The organism is Vibrio sp. 1F279 (genome assembly GCF_041439815.1).
GTDB classification, from domain to species: domain Bacteria; phylum Pseudomonadota; class Gammaproteobacteria; order Enterobacterales; family Vibrionaceae; genus Vibrio; species Vibrio tasmaniensis_A.
This window is the reverse complement of record NZ_JBGOOU010000001.1, coordinates 316,726-342,984: the sequence shown is the minus strand read 5'-3', so window position 1 is coordinate 342,984 and position 26,259 is coordinate 316,726. Positions and strand designations below refer to the sequence as shown.

Annotated in this window: 26 protein-coding genes; 20 read left to right on the top strand and 6 right to left on the bottom strand. The window is 42.0% G+C overall.

Going from position 1 to position 26,259, the window contains the following annotated elements:
- Window positions 1–173: 173 nt before the first annotated feature.
- The 3 genes from ACED60_RS01450 to ACED60_RS01440 form a co-directional block, all read right to left on the bottom strand.
- Complete coding sequence (locus ACED60_RS01450) at window positions 174–2,060, bottom strand: methyl-accepting chemotaxis protein (RefSeq protein ID WP_371726741.1); 1,887 nt, start codon at window positions 2,058–2,060, stop codon at window positions 174–176.
- Between the two features lie 290 nt (window positions 2,061–2,350).
- On the bottom strand, window positions 2,351–2,875 hold the full coding sequence (locus ACED60_RS01445; RefSeq protein ID WP_009845348.1) for a hypothetical protein: 525 nt from the start codon (window positions 2,873–2,875) through the stop codon (window positions 2,351–2,353).
- 112 nt (window positions 2,876–2,987) lie between these two features.
- Complete coding sequence (locus ACED60_RS01440) at window positions 2,988–3,401, bottom strand: YgiW/YdeI family stress tolerance OB fold protein (RefSeq protein WP_012600619.1); 414 nt, start codon at window positions 3,399–3,401, stop codon at window positions 2,988–2,990.
- 262 nt (window positions 3,402–3,663) lie between these two features.
- On the opposite strand from ACED60_RS01440, the gene ACED60_RS01435 reads away from it, so the two are divergent.
- The 4 genes from ACED60_RS01435 to modC are packed head-to-tail and all read left to right on the top strand — an operon-like array spanning window position 3,664 to window position 7,757.
- A complete protein-coding gene (locus ACED60_RS01435; RefSeq protein WP_371726739.1) occupies window positions 3,664–5,130 on the top strand; it encodes a cobyric acid synthase in 1,467 nt (488 codons plus the stop codon).
- 57 nt (window positions 5,131–5,187) lie between these two features.
- Window positions 5,188–5,946 carry a molybdate ABC transporter substrate-binding protein gene (gene modA, locus ACED60_RS01430; RefSeq protein WP_371726738.1) on the top strand — a complete coding sequence of 253 codons (759 nt, stop codon included), beginning with the start codon at window positions 5,188–5,190 and terminating at the stop codon, window positions 5,944–5,946.
- The gene (gene modB, locus ACED60_RS01425) at window positions 5,947–6,645 is read left to right on the top strand and encodes a molybdate ABC transporter permease subunit (protein WP_371726737.1); all 699 of its coding nucleotides are present in this window, start codon (window positions 5,947–5,949) and stop codon (window positions 6,643–6,645) included. It begins immediately after the preceding gene.
- A gap of 5 nt (window positions 6,646–6,650) precedes the next feature.
- The gene (gene modC / locus ACED60_RS01420) at window positions 6,651–7,757 is read left to right on the top strand and encodes a molybdenum ABC transporter ATP-binding protein ModC (RefSeq protein ID WP_371726783.1); all 1,107 of its coding nucleotides are present in this window, start codon (window positions 6,651–6,653) and stop codon (window positions 7,755–7,757) included.
- Window positions 7,758–8,203: 446 nt separating this feature from the next.
- On the opposite strand, the gene ACED60_RS01415 is transcribed toward modC, so the two are convergent.
- Window positions 8,204–8,641, bottom strand: coding sequence for a DUF3069 domain-containing protein (locus tag ACED60_RS01415; RefSeq protein ID WP_004731036.1), 438 nt, complete (start codon window positions 8,639–8,641; stop codon window positions 8,204–8,206).
- Window positions 8,642–8,772: 131 nt separating this feature from the next.
- Here ACED60_RS01415 and ACED60_RS01410 point away from each other — a divergent pair, with 131 nt between their 5' ends.
- The gene (locus ACED60_RS01410; protein ID WP_371726736.1) at window positions 8,773–9,744 is read left to right on the top strand and encodes a diguanylate cyclase; all 972 of its coding nucleotides are present in this window, start codon (window positions 8,773–8,775) and stop codon (window positions 9,742–9,744) included.
- 101 nt (window positions 9,745–9,845) lie between these two features.
- The gene (locus tag ACED60_RS01405) at window positions 9,846–10,832 is read left to right on the top strand and encodes a Solitary outer membrane autotransporter beta-barrel domain (protein WP_371694879.1); all 987 of its coding nucleotides are present in this window, start codon (window positions 9,846–9,848) and stop codon (window positions 10,830–10,832) included.
- Between the two features lie 79 nt (window positions 10,833–10,911).
- On the opposite strand, the gene ACED60_RS01400 is transcribed toward ACED60_RS01405, so the two are convergent.
- The gene (locus ACED60_RS01400) at window positions 10,912–12,153 is read right to left on the bottom strand and encodes a GGDEF domain-containing protein (RefSeq protein WP_012600626.1); all 1,242 of its coding nucleotides are present in this window, start codon (window positions 12,151–12,153) and stop codon (window positions 10,912–10,914) included.
- 392 nt (window positions 12,154–12,545) lie between these two features.
- On the opposite strand from ACED60_RS01400, the gene ACED60_RS01395 reads away from it, so the two are divergent.
- The 9 genes from ACED60_RS01395 to ACED60_RS01355 all read left to right on the top strand — a co-directional run bounded on the left by ACED60_RS01395 (window position 12,546) and on the right by ACED60_RS01355 (window position 21,241).
- Window positions 12,546–12,914 (top strand): late competence development ComFB family protein, encoded by a 369-nt coding sequence (locus ACED60_RS01395; RefSeq protein ID WP_009845358.1) that lies wholly within the window; start codon window positions 12,546–12,548, stop codon window positions 12,912–12,914.
- A 38-nt stretch (window positions 12,915–12,952) separates the two neighbouring features.
- Window positions 12,953–13,234 (top strand): HlyU family transcriptional regulator, encoded by a 282-nt coding sequence (locus ACED60_RS01390; RefSeq protein WP_012600627.1) that lies wholly within the window; start codon window positions 12,953–12,955, stop codon window positions 13,232–13,234.
- 299 nt (window positions 13,235–13,533) lie between these two features.
- Window positions 13,534–15,081 (top strand): Re/Si-specific NAD(P)(+) transhydrogenase subunit alpha, encoded by a 1,548-nt coding sequence (gene pntA / locus ACED60_RS01385; RefSeq protein ID WP_009845360.1) that lies wholly within the window; start codon window positions 13,534–13,536, stop codon window positions 15,079–15,081.
- A 10-nt stretch (window positions 15,082–15,091) separates the two neighbouring features.
- Window positions 15,092–16,489 (top strand): Re/Si-specific NAD(P)(+) transhydrogenase subunit beta, encoded by a 1,398-nt coding sequence (gene pntB, locus ACED60_RS01380; RefSeq protein ID WP_009845361.1) that lies wholly within the window; start codon window positions 15,092–15,094, stop codon window positions 16,487–16,489.
- A gap of 359 nt (window positions 16,490–16,848) precedes the next feature.
- Window positions 16,849–18,321 (top strand): sensor histidine kinase VxrA, encoded by a 1,473-nt coding sequence (vxrA, locus tag ACED60_RS01375; protein WP_009845362.1) that lies wholly within the window; start codon window positions 16,849–16,851, stop codon window positions 18,319–18,321.
- Complete coding sequence (gene vxrB, locus ACED60_RS01370) at window positions 18,296–18,955, top strand: response regulator transcription factor VxrB (RefSeq protein ID WP_009845363.1); 660 nt, start codon at window positions 18,296–18,298, stop codon at window positions 18,953–18,955. Before vxrA ends, vxrB begins: the two co-directional genes overlap by 26 nt.
- Entirely contained in the window at window positions 18,955–19,833 is an 879-nt protein-coding gene (locus ACED60_RS01365) for a DUF2861 family protein (protein ID WP_017098137.1), read from the top strand. The genes vxrB and ACED60_RS01365 overlap by 1 nt, the downstream gene beginning before the upstream one ends.
- Before the next feature lie 59 nt (window positions 19,834–19,892).
- Window positions 19,893–21,047, top strand: a complete 1,155-nt coding sequence (locus ACED60_RS01360) for a conjugal transfer protein TraF (RefSeq protein WP_371726735.1) — start codon at window positions 19,893–19,895, stop codon at window positions 21,045–21,047.
- Window positions 21,048–21,088: 41 nt separating this feature from the next.
- Window positions 21,089–21,241: a YoaH family protein gene (locus ACED60_RS01355; protein WP_004731009.1), complete on the top strand. Its 153-nt coding sequence runs from the start codon at window positions 21,089–21,091 to the stop codon at window positions 21,239–21,241.
- Window positions 21,242–22,005: 764 nt separating this feature from the next.
- Here ACED60_RS01355 and ACED60_RS01350 read toward each other — a convergent pair.
- Window positions 22,006–23,313, bottom strand: coding sequence for a GGDEF domain-containing protein (locus ACED60_RS01350; protein ID WP_371726734.1), 1,308 nt, complete (start codon window positions 23,311–23,313; stop codon window positions 22,006–22,008).
- A 477-nt stretch (window positions 23,314–23,790) separates the two neighbouring features.
- Here ACED60_RS01350 and ACED60_RS01345 point away from each other — a divergent pair, with 477 nt between their 5' ends.
- From ACED60_RS01345 to ACED60_RS01325, 5 genes are all read left to right on the top strand, one after another.
- Window positions 23,791–23,985, top strand: a complete 195-nt coding sequence (locus ACED60_RS01345; RefSeq protein ID WP_371726782.1) for a hypothetical protein — start codon at window positions 23,791–23,793, stop codon at window positions 23,983–23,985.
- 399 nt (window positions 23,986–24,384) lie between these two features.
- Complete coding sequence (locus ACED60_RS01340) at window positions 24,385–24,621, top strand: hypothetical protein (RefSeq protein WP_123300957.1); 237 nt, start codon at window positions 24,385–24,387, stop codon at window positions 24,619–24,621.
- A gap of 184 nt (window positions 24,622–24,805) precedes the next feature.
- Window positions 24,806–25,243 carry a hypothetical protein gene (locus tag ACED60_RS01335; protein ID WP_371726733.1) on the top strand — a complete coding sequence of 146 codons (438 nt, stop codon included), beginning with the start codon at window positions 24,806–24,808 and terminating at the stop codon, window positions 25,241–25,243.
- Window positions 25,244–25,417: 174 nt separating this feature from the next.
- Entirely contained in the window at window positions 25,418–25,720 is a 303-nt protein-coding gene (locus tag ACED60_RS01330; protein ID WP_017102032.1) for a hypothetical protein, read from the top strand.
- Window positions 25,710–26,237 (top strand): hypothetical protein, encoded by a 528-nt coding sequence (locus ACED60_RS01325; protein WP_241810802.1) that lies wholly within the window; start codon window positions 25,710–25,712, stop codon window positions 26,235–26,237. Before ACED60_RS01330 ends, ACED60_RS01325 begins: the two co-directional genes overlap by 11 nt.
- Window positions 26,238–26,259 lie beyond the last annotated feature (22 nt).

Sequence of the window (26,259 nt, the reverse complement as noted above, 5' to 3'; positions counted from 1 at the left end):
GCAGCTAACTGTTTATTTGCTAACTATAATAAGAAAGCAATGAGAATAAGAAAGCCCCCGAACACAATAGTGGTCGGGGGCTTTTTGTCGTTCTGATGTTGGTTCTAATTTTAAACGCGGTTAAACAACATTGTTTAACCGCGCTCAAGAGCTAGAACGAATTATCCGTACGTCTAGTATTTAAACAATTGAACTTGAGTATTCAACTGTTGAGCAATACCGCGCAACTCTTCAGACAAGTGACGAGAGTTATCAGCCTCAGTAGACATGTTTTCTGATACATCATTAACCAACTGAATATTCTTACTGACTTCACCAGTAACCGATCTTTGCTCAGAAGCAGCATTCGAGATATGTGAAGCCATCTCTGAGATCTGTTGAATCGATGTCGCGATCTCTTCCAGTGCAATCGTCGCATTGTTTGCATCATCGACACTTGATTGCGCCAAGTCTTGGCTACGTTGCATTGATTCAACCGCACTGACGCTGTTTTTCTGAAGAGTCTCGATCATTTCGCGAATCTCGTCTGTAGAACTGTGAGTACGTTGAGAAAGAACACGAACTTCATCTGCCACAACCGCAAAACCGCGACCTTGCTCACCCGCACGTGCCGCTTCAATCGCTGCGTTTAAGGCAAGTAGGTTAGTTTGTTCTGCAATATCAGAAATGGTTGATAGAATAGTGTTGATGTCTAACGCATTTTTCTCTACTTCTTGAATGATTCCTGAAGCGTTCTCAACTTGTTGAGCAAGGCTAGTGATCGAATCTTGGTTGCGAATGATGACTTGCTTACCTTGTTCACAATTCTTTGTTGAACTGATCGCTGAATCAGCCGTCATTTGCGCGTTGTTTGCTACTTCTTCTGCTGTTGCCGACATTTCATGTACGGCTGTGGCAATCTGAGAAATTTCGTGAAGTTGGACTGATAGACCTTCACTTGTTTGACGAGCGACATTGGTACTAATTTCAGATTGCTGATTAAGCTGGTTTGAAGAGCCCGCAATATCACGCACTATCTCTTGAAGTTTTGCTATGAATGCGTTGACGTGATGCGCTAGAGTGCCAATCTCGTCTTTACTATGAACAGTCATACGCTGTGTTAAGTCGCCGTCACCTTTGGACAATGCTTCCATTGCCGAGCTTAGTGTCGTTAATGGCGACAGTGCTTTCTTGATGATAAACATCGCAACAAATGCGATTACAGCAAGTTGTATTAGACCAAATATTACCGACTGACGAACTAATGAATAGTAAGAAGCAAAAGAGTGATCTTTATCTATAACAACAGTGAAGTACCAGTCTGTATGAGGAACTTTCTGAGCAGAAAGAAGGGAGTCGGTACCTTTAATGGTTAACTCTTCAAATTCTGGATTTTGCGCAAGTGATTTGATTTTCTGAGCAGAAAGGTTGTTTGAAATATTAGAAACAGGCTTTAGCGTTAGGCCACGGTCTCTATGGGCAACAATGTTACCTTTACCATCGACAAGAAAAGCGTAAACACCAGGTTGCTCGATACTTACAATATCATTAATGAGGGTGTTTAAGTTCAGGTCTGCACCAATAACACCAGAGAAACCGTTGGTATTGAATGGGCTTGCAATTGTTACCACTAGGTCATTCGTAGCTACATCAACATAGGGTTCAGTGACGACTGTTTGACCTGCCGCCATAGGCGCTTTGTACCAATCTCGAGTACGTGGGTCGTAGTCTTGCGGTACTGGCAAATCACCACCTAGAAGAAAGCGACCGTCAGAAAGCCCTGCGTAGGCAATTTGAAACTTACCGGCACTTGTACTTTGAGTTAAATAGCTGGTTGGGTCATCGGTAAAAGTAAATGAATTTTTCGCTGCATTTACAACGTTAATTCGGCCTTCAATCCATTTTTCTATACCCGATACCGTTGTATCAGTTAGTGTATTTGAATATTGCTGAATGGAACGATAGGTTTCGTTAAGAAGTTGCTTACCTGTTACATAAGTCTGAATCATAGTCATTGCGAAAATAATGACAACAAACATCAATGTTAATTTGTTCTTGATTGAAATATTGCTAACACCCATTTACGGTACTTCACTCTATTAGAAATTTGGAAGAGAGTAGCAGTACGCCGTATTACCGTAAAGATATTTTATTACTGATTTTTATCAATAAATGAATAGTATAAAAATGAGTTATAAACGGAAGTGACGAGAAAGGGTGATTTTCGAGGGTTTTAAGCTAAATGTTTAGTTTTTAGTTGCAAAATCAGACATTAAGGCCAATAGGTCACGAGACTATTAGCCTTTAAGTTACCGTTTAAACAATCGAATTTAACATTTGCTCACTGATGGATCATAAGTGTTGAATAGACTTAAAAGCCAAATCGAGCTGACATTAAGAATTGGTGGCCGTAAGTACCGTTATTTCGAAGGTCAATACCTACTGAAAGCTGTTCTGTTGAGTGGAAGCGAGCCCCTACACCGACAATTGAACTCGTGTCGTCGCTGTCGACGAGTTGACCAAGGCGGGCGTTAACTTCAATGTTTGCCAGTAACCAAGCTCTTAAACCAATATTGATTTCAGTTTTAATGTGGTTACCATCATTACGTTCGATGTTGTGCAGTAACATCTGTCCAGTAATATCAGCCAACTGATTAATTGGGCCGTTGAACCCCATACCTACAGCCGCATCCCAATCCCCTTCAAATTCAGAATCGATTCGAGCAACAAAGTGTGAGTTTTGAGTGAACATTGTTGTGACTTCGCCACCAAATGTACTAGGGCTAATACCTGTGCGCAGCTCAAATGTATTGTAGTTAAAGTTGTTTGCATACGCAGAGAATGAACACAGTGTAACCAACCCCAAAAGGACCGTCTTGTTTGCGCTACCTAGCATGGTGACTCCATATTAATTATATTTTTCGGCATTATAATGCAAAAAAGCCTGCAATATGCAGGCCATTTGTTATAAATCATGCCTTTGAAGTCGACGGTACGGAGTTTGTATCTTACAAAACTTGAATATGATCTACTTCGATCTCTGGCGTTTTACCACCTTCGTATTCGCCAAATATACGAACTTTTGTATCTGCGGTGAGCGGTTGCGCTAGAAGGATATCGTCATCCAGTTCGATTTGAATTTCACTCTGACCATCAGAGAATACGAACGTATCGTTCTTTAGTTGACGAACAATCTTGCCATCTACGATTGCTTCTTGCTCTGCGAACATGCTGGTGTCTGCTAGTAGAGTCGCAACTGAAACGGTTTCAATCGGTCCCGTGTACGCAATAGCGCTCTGATGCTTGTGGTTACTGTCGCTATTGTTGTGATTACTGTTACTGTCGCTGTGATGGTCACTAGCCATTGCGAAAGTAGGAGCGAGGATAATAGTAGATGCGATAGCTAATACAGTTTTTTTCATGGTGAATCCCTTAATGTTGTTTTTATTAGAAACGTTTTTCTTAATTTGAAACGTTTCTTTTCGTGAGTGCGCTTATTTTGTTTGTAAGCTTCGTTTCGATGGAGCTATTAAACAACACTGGGGTTGAATCCAGAGTGAGTAACACATTCATTTTCCATTCATTTTATTGAGCATCTACACGACAATGACGTTAAGATGGAGGCAGAGAAATATTGCCCACAGCTATAAATTGAAAATTAAGAAATAAAGGATTTAAGTACAGATGCGATCACCGTTAAACGCCCTTATGGTTCAAGGGACAACGTCAGATGCCGGAAAAAGTGTTTTGGTGGCAGGTTTATGCCGTGTTTTGGCAAGGAAAGGCATCAAAGTGGCACCTTTTAAGCCTCAAAATATGGCGCTAAATAGCGCAGTGACAAAAGATGGTGGCGAAATTGGTCGTGCTCAAGCGGTTCAGGCACAAGCTTGTAATATTGAGCCTACCGTCCATATGAATCCTGTATTGCTAAAACCCAATTCAGATACGGGTGCGCAAGTGATTCTACAAGGAAGAGCACTGACGAATATGGAAGCGACCGGATATCACGACTACAAGAAAGTTGCGATGAATTCGGTTATCGATTCGTTTGATCGACTTTCTGAAGAATACCAAAGCGTGATGATTGAAGGTGCGGGCAGTCCCGCAGAGATCAATCTTCGAGAAAACGATATAGCGAACATGGGCTTCGCTGAAAAGGCAGACATCCCAGTGATCATCGTTGCTGATATTGATCGCGGCGGCGTTTTTGCACACCTCTACGGCACATTAGCTTTATTATCTGAATCTGAACAAGCGCGCGTAAAAGGCTTTGTGATAAACCGTTTTAGAGGCGATATTGCGTTACTTCAATCTGGTTTAGATTGGCTAGAAGAGAAAACAGGTAAGCCTGTGATAGGGGTTTTGCCTTATCTACATGGTTTTAACTTAGAGGCGGAGGATGCGATAACCTCTGCTCAAGAGTCTGATGGAGAAGCTAAACTTAAAGTCGTGGTGCCAGTACTAACTCGAATCAGTAACCATACAGACTTTGACGCTCTGCGACTTAATCCGTCGATTGATTTACGCTACGTAGGCAAAGGCGATCGCTTGAACAACGCTGATTTGATTGTGTTGCCGGGAACAAAATCGGTAAGAGCAGATTTGGAATACCTAAAACAGCAAGGTTGGGGTAAAGATATTCAGCGTCATTTACGCTTGGGCGGGAAAGTGATGGGTATTTGTGGCGGTTATCAGATGCTAGGGAATATCATCCACGACCCAGATGGCGTTGAAGGGAAACCTGGAAGCAGTGAAGGGTTGGGGTATCTTGATACTGAAACGACACTAACACAGCAGAAAACTTTAACCAATGTGTGTGGAACCATGACACTTGATGGCAAAACTGCACAAGTAAAAGGGTATGAAATCCACGTAGGTAGGACTGATGTCAATGAAACGGTATTACCGGTTCAGTTAGAATCTGGCAGTGTTGATGGTGCTGTGAATCAAGATAATTCAATTTTTGGTACTTACCTGCATGGCGTATTCGATAACAGTGATGCATTGTCGCTTATTTGCGAATGGGCAGGCGCCAATGATGTGACAGCGATTGACCATGAACAGCTTAAAGAGTTGGGTATCAATCGAATCGCTGATGCCATCGAAGATCACTTGAACCTTGACCTGCTTTGGCCTGAATTAACAGCTTAGGCCGCAACTTAGAAGTTAGCTCAAGAATTTAAACGAACAATAGATTAAATGAGAATAATGAAAAAACGAGTCATCCTTTTAACTATCGTCTTAGTTTCAGCACTGAGTTCTACTCATCTTTTGGCTGCTGAAAAACTACGAGTTTATGCTGCATCGTCGATGACGAACGCGGTTAACTTGTTGGTTGAAGAGTTTGAGAAAGATCATTCTGTCGATGTTATTCCAGTGTATGCGAGCACGTCGTCTTTGGTGCGCCAAATTGAACGAGGTGCGCCAGCAGACATTTTTATCTCGGCAAACGAAAAATGGATGACGCATTTAGTCGATCGCCAATTGGTTGCTAGTGACAATGTCACAAACTTGTGCGAAAACGAACTCGTGTTAATTTCCCCGAAAGATACGCCAATATCTTTGGACCTCTCAAGCGGTGACCAATGGGCTAAACTTCTAATGAATGAAAGACTTGCAGTTGGCAACACCATGTCGGTTCCTGCGGGTATCTATGCGAAAGAAGCGCTAGAAACGTTAGGTGTATGGGACGATGTGAAGACTCGATTGGCACCAAGTAACAATGTACGTATGGCATTGGCTTTGGTAGAGCGTAGTGAAGCTAAGCTTGGCATTGTTTACAAAACAGATGCATTACTATCTAAAGAAGTGAACCTAGTGTCGACGTTCCCATCAGATTTACATACGTCAATACGTTACCCTGTAGCGAAATTGAGCGATAAAGTCGTCACAGAACAGTTCTATACTTTCCTAAAGAGCGAAAAAGCGAAGGACACCTTGAACAGTTTTGGATTTGAAGTGCGTTAAATGATGTATCTATCGGAATACGAATACCAAGCCTTAATGCTGAGCTTGAAAGTCGCTGGTTTTGCCATCTTGTGGCTTATTCCAATCGGCATCGGCTTGGCATGGTTGCTTGCTAAGAAACAATTTGTGGGCAAAAGCATTGTAGAAAGTATTGTCCATTTGCCTTTGGTGCTTCCACCCGTGGTTATTGGTTATTTGTTGCTAGTGATGATGGGCAGACAAGGCGTTATTGGCTCTTGGCTTAATGACGTGTTTGGTATTGTATTTAGTTTTAGCTGGAAGGGCGCGGCACTTGCGTGTGTTGTTGTCGCGTTACCATTGATGGTTCGTTCTATTCGCCTGAGCTTAGAAACTGTTGATAGTAAACTTGAAGAGGCCGCAGCTACATTGGGCGCTTCACCTCTTCGCGTGTTCTTCACTATTACATTACCGCTGATGATCCCAGGGATCATTACTGGCACCATGCTTTCATTCGCAAGAAGTCTGGGTGAATTTGGTGCGACCATCAGCTTCGTTTCAAATATTCCCGGTGAAACTCAAACCATCCCTTTAGCCATGTATACCTTTATTGAAACCCCAGGATCAGAAATGGAAGCCGCACGTTTGTGTGTCATTTCTATTGTGATCGCACTGAGTTCACTGATGCTTTCTGAATGGCTCAACAAAAAGTCAGCAAAACGTTTGGGGGGCAACGCATGAGTCGCATGAGCGCTTTAGTCCTCCAATATCAGCAACAGCTTGGTGAAACGTTTTTTGATATTGACTTAGAATTGCCAAGTACTGGTATTACGGCAATTTTCGGTCGTTCTGGTGCAGGTAAAACTTCACTTATCAATGCCATTAGTGGTCTCAAACAACCAGATAGTGGCTTGATCAGCGTATCTGGAACCATTCTGTTCGATAGTGAAAATGGCATCAACTTACCAACGCACAAACGCAACGTCGGCTATGTATTCCAAGAATCGCGATTGTTCCCACACATGAAAGTCGCGGCGAATCTTAAGTACGGCATGAAAGGTGCTGACAAAGCGCACTTTGAGCAAATAGTCTCGTTGCTATCGTTGGGCTCGCTGCTTGATCGCTATCCAGCCCGTCTGTCTGGCGGTGAGAAGCAACGTGTTGCGATTGGCCGCGCACTGTTGTCTAAGCCCAGCATTCTATTGATGGATGAGCCATTGGCGTCTCTGGACTTACCTCGTAAGCGTGAAGTAATGCCGTTTCTGGAAAACTTATCTGAAACCGTTCAAATACCGATTATCTATGTCACTCATAGCCTCAATGAAATATTACGCTTGGCAAATCACCTTGTGATCATTGAGCAAGGCAAAGTTATTTCATCGGGGATGACGGAAGAGGTATGGGCATCGAGAGCCATGCAACCGTGGCAATCTTTTTCAGAGCAAAGTTCGTTGTTTGAAGCGACATTAGCGGAACATAATGATGATTATGCGTTGTCACGTCTAACGTTAGGTAAATCAACGTCACTTTGGGTTCAAAAGGTGTCGAGCGAGCTTGGCACTACGGTAAGGCTGCAAGTGAGGGCAAATGATGTCTCTATCACGCTACAGCAGCCGCAAGGCACTTCGATACGTAATATCCTTCCTGTCACTATAAAAAGGGTAGAGACGCACCAACAAGGCTCGAATAAGCAGAGTGTCGCTGTCGAGTTAGAACTTGAGGCCGGATGCTACCTATGGGCAACCATTACATTGTGGGCGCTGGATGAGCTGAATTTAGAAATTGGACAACGTGTCTACGCACAAATTAAAGGCGTGAGTGTCGCGCAAAAGGATATCGCGATAACGCACTAAGCTTATGAACTAAGTTTATGCAGCAAGCTCATGCGATAAGATATTCAGATCTAGCGGTAATACATTAAGGTCCCACGGCGTACCTGGTTTTTGGTTTCATTTTAGAACGGGTGAAACTCGATCTTGATTCTGTGACTCGATCTTGATTCCATAAATGACTACATGCGTCATTTTTATACGGTATAACTGCCAGTTTTGCGTCATAATTATGAGTCTTTGTGCATACTTTCGTGCAGTGAGAAAAGTTAGAATTATAAGAGCCACAATGAGAGTCCCTGCACTAACAAGAACCCAGACGTTGCGTTCGAATAATAGAAGAAGCGAGCAGAAAAAGAACGTATAGAAAAAGCTGCAGGTACAAAAAAGCCGCATGTTTTAAATAACATACGGCTTAATCATTAAGTTTTCGTTAAGCATTCAACCTAAATTTAGGTGCTCTGAATAGCTTAGCGGATGAAAACTTCTTTGAAATCACGCTTCAAGATAGCATCACGGCGCGCTTTCTTGATTTGCTTAGCCATGTCTTTTACACAGTTATGTAAAATTTGGTCAAGCAGTTGAGCTCGGTACTCTTCTTTTTCTTCATCAGACATGCCTTCTGGAAGTTTAAGAGTAGGGAACTCCTCCATCATGTTTACGCCAGCGAAAGCTTGGCTAACAGAGATTAGAGCGTGGAATTGCTCGAAGTTGTCTAAAACATTTTGTGCGCTTGCTGGAAGGCTGCTCCAAGTTTCACGCACTGCTTCTTCAGACACTTCGTGAATAGAAGTAACCATGTTGTGCATCTCTTTAGGCACTTCATCAAATTCGATAACTTGGCGAAGCTCTGGTGAGATAGTGGTTAAATCGATTTCTTGTACTTCGTTGTTTGTAGCGTCTGACATAGTATTTCTCTTTAAAAAGAAACAATGCTAAAAAGATCTGTAAAAAAGTCAATATAATATAGAGATTAGGGCATGATTTAAGCCCAAATTTGAGCTACTTTGAATATTCAACACTAGATAAAGGTGATGTGATGATAGAAAAGGGATCTTCGATGCGCATATTGCTGGTTGATGACGTTCAACTGGATAGGATGCAACTCGCTATTCGACTCAAGCAACTGGGTCATGTTGTAGAAGCTGTTGGTAGCGGAAAAGAAGCCCTGAATGTTTATTCTGATTTTGATCCTGAACTCGTGTTACTGGATATCAGCATGCCAGACATGGATGGTTTTGAGGTCGCTAACGAAGTTCGTCGGCAATTCCCAGAATGGGTTCCGATCATCTTTTTGAGCGGTCATGAAGAGCCTGAAATGATCGCAAAAGCGATTGATGCCGGCGGCGATGACTATTTGATCAAACCGGTAAACAAAGTTGTTTTGAACTCTAAGTTGATTGCGATGCAGCGTATTGCGCACATGAGACGAGAGTTAAAACAGAGTACCGCCAAACTCGAAGAACTGAATATTTTACTGCAACAACAAGCCAACGAAGACGGCCTAACCAAATTGTACAACCGACGATATATGGATACTAAGCTTGAAGAGAGCATTGCGTGGCACGGACGACGTAATATATCCATGACCGTCATACTACTCGATGTTGACTTTTTTAAGCCTTACAACGATAACTATGGCCACATTCAAGGGGATAAGTGCCTGCAAGGGCTTGCCAATACTTTGAAAGAGCTCTTTGTTCGAGCTGGAGAGTTTGTTGGACGTTACGGCGGTGAAGAGTTCGTCATCATTCTGAGTGATACCGACAGCTCCGCGGCTAATTTACAGGCCAATCGTGTAAAAGAAGCACTGCATCAAATGAACTACGTCCACGACTACTCAGCAGTGTCTGATAGGGTGACAGTGTCACAAGGTGTGTTGTCATTCGTCCCTGAAGGTGGTGAAGCTATCGCTTCTATTTACGAAAAGGTTGACCAAGCACTGTATCAGGCCAAGCAAAGTGGAAGAAATACCTACATACAACGCGATATTATGGAGCTTGAGCAATAGTTGACGAGCTTCGGTAGTAACCTGAATTATACTTCTAGTAGCTTATAAGCTAGGAAGTGACTTAAGTGATAAAAAAAATGCAGCATTCCAAGTCATTCGTCATGACTAACTCAAACAAAGGTCTTGTATTAACTCTGTTTGTTTCCGTGTCTCCAACTGCTGTTAACGCAGCTTCGCTCTCTGAACTGGTCAGGAAAGACATTGAACAAACCTTCGCAACGAGTGTTTTGCTCAATGATACGGATGTGTTTACCTTTGGCATTAATAATTTTGATCCCAACAAAGTCTTTAGTTTGGACAATGAAGATATTGGCTCTAATGACTCAGTAAGTCGCCGACAAAATATCGCGTCCCTCAGCCTTCCTTATACCTTTGAAGTGCCAAGTTATATTGAAGACAACCATCAAGAAGTAACACTTCGTTTATCTGCGTTGCGGATAGAGAAGGATGTTCAATATGCCAGTTCAACGATAAGCGACTTTCAAAAAGAGTCTGTTGTTTCTGGTTACGTTGAGTATGCGAACGTATCCCAGTTGAACGAATACTGGAGTTTTAGTTCTGCAATTGGTAACCATATTTCCTATTATCGAAACGATTTTGAATATCGTTCTTCGTTGCTTGCACCAATTCAAGGTCGCCTGGATGGTCTTTATCTGAACACGGATGCTTGGGCATACATAATAGAGCCTAAGATAAAGTTGATGTTTGAAGATAAGAATGACTGGGGTAAATATAAACTCAGTACCAGTTGGCATTACTTTAATGGTATAGGTTGGGGAGAAGCCAATAACGGTAACATTGGTCACCCAGAAGGTTGGTACATAGCAAATGAAGCTAAGATCTTCTATGACTTAGTTCGTTGGGACAAAAACATCACATCCATGTATTCCAGTATAAGAAGAATAGATATTGGTGGTGATACTGTCGCGTCTATGGGCACTACAGCTTACTACGAAGGTAGTGTAGGTTGGTTGCTTAACCCAAATCTGTTTAATGACTGGGTCGATAATGTAGGAATAGGGTTTACTATCAATTATGGAAGTAGTTTGAAAGGAGGGAGCTTAGTCATCTTCTTTAACCAAGATTAGTCTAAGCACCAACGCTTTCGATGTTCACACCGTTAAATTACGATGTTCAGAGCTTTACATTCCAAGACTTTCAACGTCTTTAACTATCGACACACAGCTTGTTTCGGCCAGTTTCTTTTGCTTTGTACAGTGCGTTATCGGCAAGTTTCAAGACTTCTACGGGTTGTTTAGTGGTTCTACTATCAGACAGCCCAATGCTCACCGTTACGTTTACGACTTCAGTTGATTTGTTGCTCTGACCACGTTTTTTAATGCCGACTTCATGGTCGTCAGGGCGATCGTTGCTATTTCGAATCGTCATATCGTAGTTTTGTACTTCCGAAATGAGAACTTGAAGGTGCTCTTTAACCTGTTCCGAGTATTTGCCTTTAAAAATAATCGTAAACTCTTCACCACCATAGCGATAAGCTTTTGCACCACCGGTTGTTTCACTCAATATACGTGCTACCAACTTCAACACATCGTCGCCAATGTCATGCCCGTAGGTATCGTTAAATTTCTTGAAGTGGTCGATATCAACCATCGCCATTGAGTATTTTCGCCCTAAGTGCTTCATATCCACTTCTAGTGCGTGTCTACCTGGAATGTTAGTTAAACGGTCATTAAAGGCCATATCGTGGCTAGCAGAGACGACATAGATAATGAATAGCGTACCAGACAGCGAGAACATCGTACTAGAGATGTATTGCACATCAAAAAATATGAATGTACTAGTAGAAAGTAAAATTGCGCTGTATACGACAACATCAATCGCGCGGTTGTATACCAGAACTAAAATCGACGTAAGGCCAAGTAAACAAAGGCTATACAGCACTAAAACGAAAGGTAGCCTCGAGAATCCGTTAACGATAAACAGGATACCTTCGCTCCATGACTCAAATCCACCTGACTGGAAATGAGAAACAATTAATTGCGCCCATACCGTAAACAGAACGAGAACCAAAGCATATAGGAACATGGATTTCGAGTTAACGCCGTTATCTGGGAAGGCATACACCAGTAAGCATGTTACAGGAACTAAAGCGGTTAACAGAGACAGTTCTAATAGAGTGGTGCCTGTGTTGAGTGGCGTTTGTAAACGAACTTGAATGATGAGGTATGCGACGAGCATGGTTAAGGACACCATGGCCATACGACCTTGCTTAAATGTGTGGCACAGCAAAACCGCAACGCTCAATAGAATGTATGGGAGGTTGCTAGCAAACCCTAAGTTTGAATCCGTCACTAGGATGACGTTGTTCATACCTGCAAGTAATATTGCTAATAGAAGTAAGGGAAAGCAAAATCGAAATATGCTCGACGTGACGAAAGAAGATGTCATTTATGTGGTGAGCCTAACTATAATGATGATCTTATATTTTAATTTTATACGTAGGATACGGGTAAACAAGCAATTGCCAAGCTTTTTCATTAAATTATAGCAAAAACATGATCATAGCTCGCTAATTGTACAATTAAATTTATATGTGTTTCAGTTGCTATTAACCTAAGAACGAGCTAAACAGTATATATGATAAATGAAACAGCCGTTATTGATACTTAACTAAATTAAGATAGTTTGTGCTTAAGAGTTAGGTGGTTACCTAAGTAGCAATGAACAGATGTTATACGCCTAACTGCAGAAGCGGCTAGCAACAACGGTAATTAGTTACAACAATGATTAGCTGTAACAACGATTAAACTAGAAACAACCGCTCAACATGGAGGTGTAATATGCAAATCAGTGTCGATGTCCATAACTATATGGAAACTTTGGTGGGAAATGTATTAGCGACAGAAGAGTATGTTTCTGGCTATACCAACGAGCAGTTAGCCGATCTTGCGTGTTTGGCTTTGGGTCAGCTTAAACCCATCTATATTCGCTTCGATGTCGATTTTCTATCGGCATTGCCAGAGGATAAATTGGTGCTGTATAAACGAAATAGTGAGATCGCGGTCAAAAATGCAGAAAGTATGATCATTGACGACAGAAGGCGAGAGCGTGACGACAATGTACCCGTAATCTTTAGTCAACATAATTTTGATGATGACGTTGAATTACAATGGTATGAAAAGCCATTGTTGAGCGGTAAACAGTCATGATAGTTTACGGTTAATGCGGTCATTTAAGGAGTAAAAACGTGGGATTCTTTTCTAGATTATTTAGTGGCAAAGAAAAAACCGAACAAAAAGTAGAAATTGAGCCAGTCGAATACAAAGGCTTCAATATCTATCAAGATGCCATTGCTGAATCTGGTCAATACCGTGTAGCTGGGCGAATCGAGAAAGAATTTGATGGTGAAATCAAAACCCATCGTTTTATTCGTTCAGATGTTGTTTCAAACAAACAAGATGCCGATGAACTGATGCTTAAAAAATCGCAGATGTTCATCGACCAAATGGGCGATAGCATTTTTAGCTAACCAAATAGGGTTAGAATTGATGTTGGTCATAATTTAGAGAGCTTTCAGTGTATATGCTGAAAGCTCTTTTTAGTTTTAGGAACAAAGAACAGCTAGTAGGTTGTTATTTAAAGGAATATTTGCAAGTGGTTTGACCTCTTGGCTCAAAAGAGGCGTCATTTCTTCAAATGAAGTGCTCCAATTCCATCCAAATCGTTATAAGTAATAACTTTTCCTGTTCTTTGAATAAAACGCTTGAAGTATTAGTTGTCGTTAGATACAAACGAATAAGTCATTGTGCCAATAGTCAAGGAATAGCTATGCAAATTGGTGTACCAAGAGAAACACTCGCAGGTGAAACGCGAGTCGCTGCTTCGCCGAAATCGGTAGAACAGCTTCTAAAATTAGGATTTGAAGTTTGTGTTGAATCACAAGCAGGTGCGTTAGCAAGTTTTGAAGATGCAGTTTATGAACAAGCTGGAGCAAAAATTGTCACCGCAGATGAAGCTTGGAAATCCGATATTATTTTTAAAGTTAACGCTCCGATCGTTGACGAAACTACAAATGAAATTGATCTTCTTAAAGATGGCGCAACATTGGTCAGCTTTATTTGGCCAGCTCAGAACTCAGAATTAATGGAACAATTGTCCACTCGTAATATTAACGTGATGGCGATGGATTCTGTACCTCGTATTTCAAGAGCTCAAGCGTTAGATGCATTGAGTTCTATGGCTAACATCGCGGGTTACCGTGCTGTTGTTGAGGCGGCGCATGAGTTTGGTCGATTCTTCACAGGTCAAATTACGGCGGCAGGCAAAGTTCCACCAGCGAAGGTACTGGTTGCTGGAGCGGGTGTTGCTGGCCTAGCAGCAATTGGCGCTGCGGGTAGTTTGGGTGCGATCGTTCGTTCGTTCGATGTTCGTCCTGAAGTAAAAGAGCAAGTTGAGTCTATGGGCGCTGAATTCTTGGAAGTGGATTTCAAGGAAGATACCAGCGCGGGCGACGGCTACGCAAAAGAGATGTCTGAAGCATTCAATAAGAAAGCTGAAGAACTGTATGCAGCTCAAGCTAAAGATGTCGATATCATCATTACAACGGCACTGATCCCAGGTCGTCCGGCACCTAAGCTGATTACCAAAGAGATGGTAGACAGCATGAGTGCTGGTAGTGTGATTGTTGACCTTGCGGCAGCCAATGGCGGCAACTGTGAATATACCGTTGCGGATCAAGTCATTACAACGGCTAACGGCGTGAAAGTGGTAGGTTACACAGATATGGTTGGTCGACTACCGACTCAATCATCTCAACTGTATGCAACGAACCTAGTTAACTTGCTGAAACTGCTTTGCAAAGAGAAAGATGGCAACATCAATATTGACTTTGAAGATGTCGTGCTACGCGGTGTTACCGTGGTTAAAGAGGGTGAAGTCACTTGGCCTGCACCACCAATTCAAGTTTCAGCTCAACCACAACAAGCTAAGCCCAAAGCGGTTAAACCGGAGCCTAAAGTTGAAGAGCCGGTTTCTCCAATTAAGAAAGTGGCAGGCATGGCGGTTGCTGTAGGTGCATTTGCTTGGGTAGCTTCAGTTGCTCCTGCTGCGTTCTTATCTCACTTTACCGTTTTTGTACTCGCTTGTGTGGTGGGTTATTACGTCGTTTGGAATGTAAGCCATTCTCTGCATACGCCTTTGATGTCCGTAACTAACGCGATTTCAGGAATCATTGTAGTCGGTGCACTGTTACAGATAGGACAAGGAAGTGGCGTTGTCACGTTCTTATCATTTATTGCCGTATTAATTGCAAGTATCAACATCTTTGGTGGCTTTACCGTAACCAAACGTATGCTTGAAATGTTCCGTAAAGACTAAGGAGTGACAGATGTCTGAAGGATTAGTACAAGCAGCTTATATTGTGGCTGCTGTATTCTTTATTATGAGCTTGGCTGGGTTGTCGAAACAGGAATCTGCGCGGGCAGGTAACTATTACGGTATCACGGGTATGGCAATCGCGTTGATCGCGACGATCTTTGGCCCACATTCTGCAGGTATTGTATGGATCATCATTGCTATGGTGATCGGTGGTGGTATTGGTATCCACTACGCAAGAAAAGTAGAAATGACTGAAATGCCTGAGCTGGTGGCAATTCTGCACAGCTTCGTAGGTATGGCAGCAGTACTTGTAGGTTACAACAGTTACATTGATCCACCTGCTACCGTTTCTATCAACCCTGCTGATATTCATGCAGAGCACGTGATCCACCTAGTGGAAGTGTTCCTTGGCGTGTTTATCGGTGCGGTGACGTTCACGGGTTCTATTGTTGCGTTTGGTAAGCTTCGTGGCGTTATCTCTTCGTCTGCATTGAACATTCCTCATAAGCATAAGTGGAACCTTGCGGCGATCGTAGTTTCTACACTACTGATGATCATGTTCGTTAAAGCGGACGGCAGTATGTTCGCGCTAATGGTGATGACTCTTATCGCATTCGCATTCGGTTACCACCTAGTGGCATCGATTGGTGGCGCAGATATGCCAGTGGTTGTCTCTATGCTGAACTCGTATTCTGGTTGGGCAGCAGCAGCGGCAGGTTTCATGCTTGCGAACGATCTGCTTATCGTAACCGGTGCATTGGTTGGTTCGTCAGGTGCAATTCTTTCTTACATCATGTGTAAGGCGATGAATCGCTCTTTCATCAGCGTTATTGCTGGTGGATTCGGCCAAGACGTGGTTGTGTCTGATGGTGATGAAGAGCAAGGTGAACACCGCGAAACATCAGCTGAAGATGTGGCTGACATGCTGAAAAATTCAAAGTCAGTCATCATCACTCCTGGATATGGCATGGCAGTAGCTCAAGCTCAATACCCAGTGCATGAAATCACTGAGAAGCTGCGAGCGCAGGGCATCAATGTTCGATTTGGTATCCACCCAGTTGCTGGTCGGTTACCGGGTCACATGAATGTGTTACTTGCTGAAGCAAAAGTACCTTACGATATCGTTCTTGAAATGGATGAACTCAACGATGACTTCAATGAGACCGATACTGTTTTGGTTATCGGTGCAAACGACACTGTGAACCCAGCAGCACTTGAAGATCCAAACAGCCCAATCGCTGGCATGCCAGTACTTGAAGTTTGGAATGCTCAGAACGTTATCGTATTCAAACGTTCGATGAACACAGGTTACGCAGGTGTGCAAAACCCACTGTTCTTCAAAGAGAATACGCAGATGTTGTTTGGTGATGCGAAACAGAGCTGTCTCGGTATTCTAGAGCATCTATAGGAAACACTTTTTAAGTATTTTCTAAGCAAAAGCATTAAGTCGTAACTAAATAAGGAGCTCATTAGAGCTCCTTTTTTTATTCATCTGAAAGTCGCTGTATCCTAAAGCAACAATCTATGACCCATAAGCAGCAATCTATGGCCCATAAGCAATAAGCAATAAGCAATAAGCACAGTCCGATAGACGGCCGTAAAACTCATTTGAATGAAGTTATAACGACTCAAACGATTAGCGAGTACAGCTGTGCAACATAGCCCTAATATGATCGAATTTGTCGCTATAACTCGTCATTAGCACGGTTTTTCATGCGGTTATAAATTTATCTTTGATAACGAATGGTATATATTTGATTGATCTATATGAATTTGCGTTGGTTTGTGATCATCAAAAGAACATTTACTCTGCTTATCGCTACATTATCAGTTTCAGTGAACGCGTTTGCTGACTCTTTACCTGAGCGTATCGATAACTTCACTAAACTTTTTGATCATGAAATGGCAATTGAATCTTATGATATTCGACTGCTTCAGGCTGATTACCCGACTCGCTTGATCATGCCGTCTTCTATGCTGCCGCAAACTGCTGAATACCCACTAAAAGACATCCAACGCTTATACCGGTTATCAAAAACATGCAGCGGAAAGTTGCCCTTAAGCCCTCTAATCACAGAGCCTTTGGTCTTTACTCGTGCAATGTGTAAAGGGACTAAACTTTCTGATCGTTGGTTTACTCGAAGTGGTTTGATTCATCCCGGTGGCGGTTCATATGCCGCACGCTACGTTGAGTTATACCCAGAGAAATTTGACTCGTTGAAGCGCTACATGCACATTCAAGAGCGACCGAACACAGAACACGATGAACTACTGTCTCGTCTACAGAAGATGGACAACGAAGCCATAACAGCTTTGCTAGCGGGTGCGAGTATGTTTGTTGAGCTTGATGAAATGTGGGTCAAGCGCGGCGATAGATATTACCTGTATAAAGAATCAGTTTGGAACGAAAATGCTACGCTCGCGGGCTTATCCTTTAGTTTGTCCTCAGAAGGCAACAGCTGTTTCGTCCAGCGCGGCAATGTATGTTGGGAAATAGAAGATCATTCAGAGCTTCTGCAGATCGCCATGTTTATTTTGGTGATTGCCAATATCCTACTCGTGTTGGGGTGGGCGGTTTACCGTTGGAACAGTAAAAAACAAGAGATGAAGAGCCGCATGCTGGTTCTTCAAATTCTAACGCATGAATTAAGAACACCGATTGCGAGTTTGTCATTGACGGTTGAAGGGTTTAGGCGAGAGTTCGAACACTTGCCAGAATCGGTATATGATGAATTTCGTAGGTTGTGTGAAGATACACGCCGTTTAAGGCAGTTGGCAGAAGCAAGTAAAGACTATTTGCAATCAGACAACCAACCGCTTGCAACAGAGTGGGTGCCAAGTGTTGAAGAGTGGCTTCAATACAAAGTTGAAGAAGACTTTGCTCCGGGCATTGAACTCCGCGTAAACAAAGATATTGCTGCAAAAGTAAACGTATATTGGTTAGGAACGTGTATCGATAACCTGATCAGAAATGCCGTGAAATACGGTGTTGCCCCAGTGATACTAGAACTGAATACTTCTGACAAGAAGCTGACATTCAAAGTTATAGATAATGGAGACTTGTCTCGCAAAGATTGGGGGCAACTAAGAAAGCCATTCGTAAGTAAGAGTGGACTCGGTTTAGGTCTGACGATAGTAGAATCTATGGTCGGAAAAATGGGCGGTCACATGACGCTTATCGGCCCCCCAACAACATTTATTTTGGAGATACCTTGTGAAACAGACATTGCTTCTCGTTGAAGACGATAAAAATTTGGCTGACGGTTTATTAGTTAGCCTTGAGCAAGCTGGATATGAATGTTTACATGCCGAGCTGATCTCTGAAGTTGAAGGCTATTGGGAACAAGCGGATCTTGTGATCCTAGACCGTCAACTTCCTGATGGTGACTCAGTAGATTCACTTCCCGGTTGGAAGAAAAAGAAAGACATCCCAGTTATTTTGCTAACGGCTCTCGTGACAGTAAAAGACAAAGTAGCCGGCTTAGACTCAGGTGCGAATGATTACCTAACGAAACCATTTGCAGAAGCTGAACTGTTTGCTCGAATCCGTGCACAGCTACGCCTACCTGATGCTGAAGATCAAGATGCATCAAAAGTGATGGCTCAAAATCTTGTAATTGACAAGGCAACACGTGAAGTGTTTTTTAATGAACTGGAAGTCACGTTAACGCGTACGGAATTTGATCTATTGCTATTCTTGGCAAGTAATCTTGGTCGAGTGTTTACTCGTGATGAGCTACTAGACCACGTTTGGGGTTACAACCACTTCCCAACAACTCGTACTGTAGATACGCACGTTCTGCAACTAAGACAGAAGTTACCAGGTTTAGAAATTGAAACCTTACGTGGCGTTGGCTACAAGATGAAAGCGTAATGAAAAAAGCCTTACTTCCACTACTCATTTTATCAAGCGTCATCAATACTGCACACGCAGCCGATTGGTTTAAGGACAGTGATGCGCTGACACAAGTGCACAAGCACCTGCTAGATAATGATTTAGCATTGATGTTTGATTCATTGGTGGAAGTTTGGCAAATCAATGCTTCGCAATCTCGCGAAGATCATCTCAATCAGCTGTTCGAGCAAGCATTGAACAAAGATTGTGGGAAAACGCTCACCAAAAACACTTTACCGGATTGGATCAGCTCGGTCGTAGTGAAAAGACACATTATCCAAAGCCCAGGCAGGGAAACATTCCGTGTGGCGATTGATGTTGAATCGGAAAGCAACATCCAAGACATCACCTTTGAGAAGTGGGTCGACAAGGTCGTTTCGTCTGACAGTGAGTTCACCAAAGGTAACCCGGTAATCAATAACACTTCAGTGAGCGTATACAGCAAACGTTATAGCTTAGCGTCTCAACTTGATTCCGGACTTTATCGCCTGACTGTAAAAGGAAATAGCGGTAATTCCTGGAGCACTTGGGTCATTCTTGGTGAAGTGGTTATGCGTCAACAAGTTCGTTGGGCATCTAAAGACTCTTGGTTGATCGATAAAAAAGCACTGCTGAACCCATACTGCCCATTACCAAAGCTAGACGTAGGTTTGTACGATTATGTCGATGAACGATATAAGCAGGTGTGGGGTAAAAGTTATGAATCCGATTATCCGACCAATTTAACGGGTGAAGAACTGCCCAATGATCGTTATGTTTTAGCCGTTTCGATGGTACATTCGCGCTGGCAAGGTGACATAGCGATAGAGCAAGCACAAACTATCAGTAAAACTTATGATATTTCTAGCGAAGAGTAGCTAAAGTAATTTAGAATTGAGCCGTTAATAATGTAAGGGATCTAACAAAGATAAACGGCATGAAAAATACAACTAAACTACTCGCAGCATCAATTGCATTCGCCAGTCTTCCTCTTTCAGCAGCAAACTACGCCATTGAAGCGCGTGGTGATGCGATGGGTGGTGTTGGTGTTGTTTCAGCAAACTTCCTAACAGCTCCATTCTATAACCCAGCACTTGTTGCTATTTATCGTCGTAACGATGATATGGGTATGATCACGCCAAGTTTTGGTGGTAGTTATAATGACCCCCAAGACATGAAATCAAATATTGATTCCGCTCTGGCTGCGACAAACACTACAGATTTAGATGCAGCTCTTAAAAAACTCGATGGTAACCAAGCTAATGTTGAACTTGGTGGTGTTGTCGCATTCGCTATCCCAAATCAATTTATAGCGGCTAACCTATTCGGCAAAGCCTATACAGAATCGTTTGCTACACCAAATGTTTACAATGAAGCATCAGCGACAGATGCCGATAAGCTTGAGTTGTCGACGGTAGAAGCCGTTGCTATTGGTGTTACCGAAGTTGGATTAACTCTCGCTAAATATCAAACCTTTATGGGGCAGCATATTTCATTTGGTATCACGCCTAAACTTCAACGTATTTACACATACAACTACGTTGCTTCTGTTAAGAGCTACGATTTGTCTGATGTAAGAGACAATGGTGAAGGTGAAACTTCTTTTAATATGGATGCTGGCGCGCTTTGGTTCACAGGTCCATTTCGAGTTGGCTTTTCGGCTACCAACTTAATATCTAGAGATATCAATACCAAAGATACATCTCAAACTTTAACGAGTACGACCAGCGGTGTGACACACAAAGTCGGTGGCCAATACGCATACAAACTAGAGCCAGTATATACCGTAGGTGCTGGTATCGTAGCGGACTACTTCACGCTTAGTGTCGACTATGACTTAAATGAAACCGAAAAATTTACTTCGTTCAAAGATAATGAACAGATGATTCGCGTTGGTACAGAAGTTGATGTTCTGCGTCAGCTTCAGCTAAGGGCAGGGTACTACAAGAATTTGGCATACTCTGGTTCAGAAGGTACAGTCACAGCAGGTATTGGTTTGTCGCCACTCAATTTGTTCCAGTTAGATTTAAGTGCTAACTACACAAATGAAAATGCAATGGGTGCATCAATCAATTTCCTTGCTAGTTACTAACAGTCCTTATATAGTTCTGCTCCTAAATAAAGGAGCAGACTATGCTAAACGACTTACCAACCCTTTCTCACGAAGAACAACAGAAAGCTGTTGAACGAATTCAAGAAATGATGACCCAGGGCATCAGCACAGCACAAGCTATCAAAATCGTTGCTGAGCAAATTCGTGAAGAAATGAGTAATAAAGAAGAGTAGGGCATTAGCCCTTCTTTTTTAACACCTTAGCGCACTATAACTAAATATATTACCCTCTAGTATATTATCTCGTACATACCAACTCTTTAGTTACCCAAAACCCCAATCTATTCAAAACCATTAAATGCCGTTTATTCAGTAAGTTACGTTGGAGTAATCCACTTATCAGGCTTTTCTTGGCTTCTAATTGTAATTAAATTACAGCAAGCTCTGAAAGCAATACAACCATCATTTTGGGTGTCAGTATTTATGTCACCATGTCTAAGTGGTTAAATCTATGGTGTTTTTTAAGGCTAGTGACGTTGTGACTTCCATTTTTTAGTGGATCAGAGTGCGTGATTAGAAGCGTGACGGGGGCAGAATAATAAGGATTTCCTCGAAGAGCAGCGCGAGATAAATAACTACGGTAATGTTCAAAACCGATACCGCGAGTGACTTACGACTGCTTAGAGAAAGCTTTTACTAGCCAGATATGTGCGGTTTAGAACAAGTAGTTAGGAAGCTTAGAAACGATACATATAACCTGAGAATGCGATTAATGGCGTTACTACAGAATGTGTTGTTACCGATGGTGAGAGCGCGCTTATAGGCCTACATAACGATTAGAATCCTAATGAGGCAGCAAAGCTTTTGGCTTGTTTAGTCAGCGTTGAAAATCTGACGGCTGCTTAAATGGAGAGTAGATATCGACAGGGTATTAATGGCGTCTTGATTGAGTATTGGAAGAGAGTTGAATGTGTAACTGCAGTCTAGTCAAGCGAGCTTTAGTACAACTTTGCGACTTGGTTTCGTCCGTTGTCTTTCGCTTGGTAGAGTGCCTTGTCTGCACGTTTAATTGCAGAACGTATCGATTCATGTTGCTTAAGCTGTGTTACTCCAGTCGAAGTCGTTACTTTAAGCGCTTTAGGCCAAACGCTTTGGTCGATTGCTAGGTATAGATTATTGATAGATTCGTTACACTGTAGCGCAGTTTGCTCCAGGCAAACTAAAAGGAACTCCTCACCACCCCAGCGATAAAGTAAATATTGCTCACCAAGACTCTCGTTCGCCGTTGCGACAAACTGAATAAGTACTTTGTCACCCACTTCATGGCCATGTTGATCATTGATTTGCTTAAAATGGTCTAAATCAAACAAAGCGATGTGAATGGTTTTTCCTTGCTGAGCTAACCATTCAAAATCATAGAAAGCATCTAAAGCTTCAGTTCTATTCCTACAGCCGGTCAACGGATCGGTTGTAGCCTTTATCTTTAGCTCTTCAATTTCTTGAGTCAACAAACGTTGTTGCTGTGCGGCATCTGTTCTTGTTCTTCTGGCTAGATATAACGCACAAGATATATAGTAAATCGCATACGTCACCCATAATCCAATTAAGAGTTCGCCTAACAAAGCTTTGCTGATGACTTTACCGCGGAAAACAATGCTCGAGATCTTAAGTGAATGGTGGCCATCAAGCGTGCTGGCTCCGAGCCCAAGCTCAACAGACACCGCGTTTGTAATGTCTACCGCGCTACTCGTAATAGGTTGATTGTAATGGTCAATCCACCAAAAAGGAACGTTGAAGTAGTTTAAGTCGATGTGGTTTTTATCCGGTAACGAGAAGTCTAAGCGATTGAACTTATTAGACATAGCATCGCCTTTCACGCTGTAATTCTTGTCGTAATTACGAATGTAGAAGCGAAACCTTGGGTCTTCTTGGCCTTGGTAATCCATATTAATGGTGACCGAATCGAACGTAGAGAGATCGAGCCCTTTACCTTGGGTCGATATAACGAACTCAATTTCACAGAAGGGTAAGCTATAGGTTCGTTCAAAGTCACACTGTAACTCAATTCCGTCTTCTGACTTATGTAATGAGCCTACGGTGCCACCATCGTGGTCTCTGTCTGTGTTAACGCGTGTAGGGTATTTGTCGGGTGTAATAACGTAGCTTTTATTCATGAGCGTATTAAAAGAGATCAACGACACTAGCGTGATTGCTAGGCAAAAAATCGAAAGGAATATGTTGAGTTTTCGGAATGCTTTGTCGCTCATGATACTAACCCGTACACGTGATTCGAATGTAATGCGCAATGCCTTAGAGTTGGCGCAATCGATGATTCTATTTGAGTATTGCCTTAGGTGGAATCGGTATACCTAAAACTAACGCAGAGCTCAGGTTATACAGTAAAGAGATTCATTTAACCAAATGTAAGTTTAAAACCTGAACGCAGAGCCTTGATTCTGAATGTTATTTGCTCAATAAGTGTGGTTTTTACGGGGGTAATAATATAACTGTATATTTATACAGTTATATTTGAAGTGGCTCGGTTTGTGTAATCAGAGCGGTGTGTACGAGTATTGTGGCTTGCTGTAATAACGAGTCACGAGGCCACTGTTACTGTTCATCAATTAAAGTGGAGGGTAGTTATGTTGCAGTGTCACTTTTTTAGCTCGTTTTATCGAAACACTTTGTTAGCTATATAAGCCTTCTTGCCGCTCATCTTATTTTTCATTCCCAATTACGCGCTATGGTGCGATACCTACTTGAATACTACGCATCACGAAGTGATGGAATTCGTTGATGCATTAATCATTACGCGGATTACAGGTGGAGTCTCAAGCCTTGGTACGATTGCGGCTTTGAAAACAGACATCAACTGGATAAAGCGAGTGCAGCAAGACCAAGAGCAACGGATACGAAAACTGGAGATACCGAATGAAAGGACACAAGTGCAAAGGCCGCCGACCAAACGGCCAACTTAAGAAAGGTTACACGATCAAGAACGGGCGCGTGGTTAGGGCGAACACCACACGAAAACGCTACAAGAAACGTCGATAAATCATATCAAGAAAAGGGCCATTTCCTTAGGGAAGTGGCCCTTCCTGTATTTCTTAAGACAACAATCTGCACTTTAGTCATCCAGTTTCACAGTTAATGATTTAAATCACTGTTATAACTAGGATTGATGATTATAATCTCTTCCCATAAATCAGACTAGACAGAAAAACTCTGTTTTTAAATGCAGAATTTTCTATCTAATAAGCGTTAGTTCTACTTATTAAATGGGCGTATTGGTTCATATGTGTGATTCACTTCTCATTCATATGCGCAGCTACTTCGATATTATTCTCAGGATTTATAAAACAACAATTGAGGTTAAAATGAGTGCTAGGTATTGCGACAAATGTGGTCAAAAAACAGAACATAAAGAATTGATTAAGCAAAAACCGTCCAAATATGGCAATAGTAAGAAAGAAAAGTTTAAGGAATTTCTTGCGGGTTTTTTTGGTGGGATGGCTAGTCCAGCAGGAGCGTCACTAGATTTAATCGATCGCTATGTAGTTTGTTTAGAGTGTGGTACTAAAACATTAGAAAATCATGGCGATGAATTTCAATAAATTGTGTTTTGTCCAGTCTAAGTCGTAGAGCTAACAACAAGCAATTAAAGCAGACTGTCAACGCTTGGGATTTTCAACTCAGTTCAGTTTAAGTGATTTTGGTGGTAATTTTGAACGTATTAGTAGCGTTGTCAGCTACTTAATTGGGTGTTATGCGTCACTCCAACTAGAGAAGGTAACACAAGTGGAAAGTGGAGTTAAAAAATCAGTTCGGTATCTTGCCTTGGGTATTCTTATATATCCGTTTCTTTACATGCTACTCAACTTTATTATCCCGATTCTAATGGCAACTTTGGGCGAAGGTAGTAGCTCGTTGATTGAAATTTTTGAGTATCTCACCTGGTTTATAATGCCTTTTTTTTCGGTGTTTTATCTGTTAGCTTTCCATCACTTTTCGCGAGTGTTAGGTAAATGGCATCAACGAGTTGGGTATACTTTGGTTTTAGCCGCTGTGCTAATTGAAATAGCGATGCCTTGGATGGATTCAGGTCTGGTGTTTAAGACAGCATCTTTTCTATGTCAGCTTTTCGAGATAGGTATTTTAGTTAGTTGTCTGTTCGTTTTTAGCAGTAAGTTGGGGCCAAACTCTGAGCCTGGCACGACCGTATATCGAACTGTTTAGGATTAATTCGTAACACGTGACATTTTTACTATACGTTGCGTTCTGTGTTTAAGGTGGTTTGCAGAAACATCGGTCTTACGCTACTCACCACTTAAGCGGGCGTTAGCTTTCTGAAGGTGTAAGCCTAAAACTATGCTGTTATAATCGAAACGTATTTGTATTTTGAGAAATGAGATGATGAAGTTTACGTTAGAAGGTAATGACTGTATGCCACCCATTTCCGGTGGCTATCTACTTATTTATCGCGGTACTGAAGAGGTTACGGTTGTTAGCGTACCGTCTCCTAACTTTGTGGCAGAGCGTTATAGGGATAGTGTTAGCGAAAACTATGATTCGTTTGAAGACGAGGAAGGTAATGAGTTTAACATTAATGTTTGGTCTTCCAATGTTGGTGTTGATTGGACGCTAGACGTTGAGACAAAGGATGGAGCGTTAAAAGAGCAAATTAGAGTGGAGTACCATGCTAATGAGTTCTGATACGGAATTTGATGTATATCTCAATACTTTCACTGAAGGACTTACGCAAATAAGAGCCCAAAGTAGAGATAGTTTTCACAACCAATTGTATTTTTCGAACGTGATAAGCTTAATGGAACAGTATCTTTCAAACTTGTTCATTTTTGAACTTACTAATTCTCCAGAATCACTCCGAAAACTAGCAAGCCATGACAAGTTTCGTTCTGCTACCGTGACGGTTCCTTTTGCTTTAAACAACCCTATTGATGAGTATTTGATACATTCAATGAAAGCATTGGTATGGCATCGGCTTAATGATGTTGAAATGTATTATAAAAAAGTTCTTGGCATTCGTTTTAATATCAGCAGAGAGCTATTAAAACAACTTGAGTTACGCCATGACCTTGTGCATCGAAATGGTCATACCTTAGATGGTGAGAAAGTAGATATAACGGATGACGATCTAGACCGATGTATAGCTTTAGTGGAGCCATTTGTTCTCGATATTCACGCAAAGTATGTAACCCAAAAAAGCTAATAAAGCATTTAAGAGTGTTGAT

Bases quoted from the DNA above. Each gene is read 5' to 3' on its own strand.
- modB (WP_371726737.1), top strand. From the start codon at position 5,947: ATGATGTATCTATCGGAATACGAATACCAAGCCTTAATGCTGAGCTTG.
- ACED60_RS01435 (WP_371726739.1), top strand. From the start codon at position 3,664: ATGCGATCACCGTTAAACGCCCTTATGGTTCAAGGGACAACGTCAGAT.
- ACED60_RS01395 (WP_009845358.1), top strand. From the start codon at position 12,546: ATGCAAATCAGTGTCGATGTCCATAACTATATGGAAACTTTGGTGGGA.
- ACED60_RS01440 (WP_012600619.1), bottom strand. From the start codon at position 3,401: ATGAAAAAAACTGTATTAGCTATCGCATCTACTATTATCCTCGCTCCT.
- ACED60_RS01345 (WP_371726782.1), top strand. From the start codon at position 23,791: ATGGAATTCGTTGATGCATTAATCATTACGCGGATTACAGGTGGAGTC.
- ACED60_RS01405 (WP_371694879.1), top strand. From the start codon at position 9,846: ATGACTAACTCAAACAAAGGTCTTGTATTAACTCTGTTTGTTTCCGTG.
- modA (WP_371726738.1), top strand. From the start codon at position 5,188: ATGAAAAAACGAGTCATCCTTTTAACTATCGTCTTAGTTTCAGCACTG.
- modC (WP_371726783.1), top strand. From the start codon at position 6,651: ATGAGCGCTTTAGTCCTCCAATATCAGCAACAGCTTGGTGAAACGTTT.
- ACED60_RS01340 (WP_123300957.1), top strand. From the start codon at position 24,385: ATGAGTGCTAGGTATTGCGACAAATGTGGTCAAAAAACAGAACATAAA.
- ACED60_RS01355 (WP_004731009.1), top strand. From the start codon at position 21,089: ATGCTAAACGACTTACCAACCCTTTCTCACGAAGAACAACAGAAAGCT.
- ACED60_RS01400 (WP_012600626.1), bottom strand. From the start codon at position 12,153: ATGACATCTTCTTTCGTCACGTCGAGCATATTTCGATTTTGCTTTCCC.
- ACED60_RS01325 (WP_241810802.1), top strand. From the start codon at position 25,710: ATGAGTTCTGATACGGAATTTGATGTATATCTCAATACTTTCACTGAA.
- ACED60_RS01360 (WP_371726735.1), top strand. From the start codon at position 19,893: ATGAAAAATACAACTAAACTACTCGCAGCATCAATTGCATTCGCCAGT.
- ACED60_RS01445 (WP_009845348.1), bottom strand. From the start codon at position 2,875: ATGCTAGGTAGCGCAAACAAGACGGTCCTTTTGGGGTTGGTTACACTG.
- vxrA (WP_009845362.1), top strand. From the start codon at position 16,849: ATGAATTTGCGTTGGTTTGTGATCATCAAAAGAACATTTACTCTGCTT.
- ACED60_RS01410 (WP_371726736.1), top strand. From the start codon at position 8,773: ATGATAGAAAAGGGATCTTCGATGCGCATATTGCTGGTTGATGACGTT.
- ACED60_RS01450 (WP_371726741.1), bottom strand. From the start codon at position 2,060: ATGGGTGTTAGCAATATTTCAATCAAGAACAAATTAACATTGATGTTT.
- ACED60_RS01330 (WP_017102032.1), top strand. From the start codon at position 25,418: ATGATGAAGTTTACGTTAGAAGGTAATGACTGTATGCCACCCATTTCC.
- ACED60_RS01415 (WP_004731036.1), bottom strand. From the start codon at position 8,641: ATGTCAGACGCTACAAACAACGAAGTACAAGAAATCGATTTAACCACT.
- ACED60_RS01365 (WP_017098137.1), top strand. From the start codon at position 18,955: ATGAAAAAAGCCTTACTTCCACTACTCATTTTATCAAGCGTCATCAAT.
- pntB (WP_009845361.1), top strand. From the start codon at position 15,092: ATGTCTGAAGGATTAGTACAAGCAGCTTATATTGTGGCTGCTGTATTC.
- pntA (WP_009845360.1), top strand. From the start codon at position 13,534: ATGCAAATTGGTGTACCAAGAGAAACACTCGCAGGTGAAACGCGAGTC.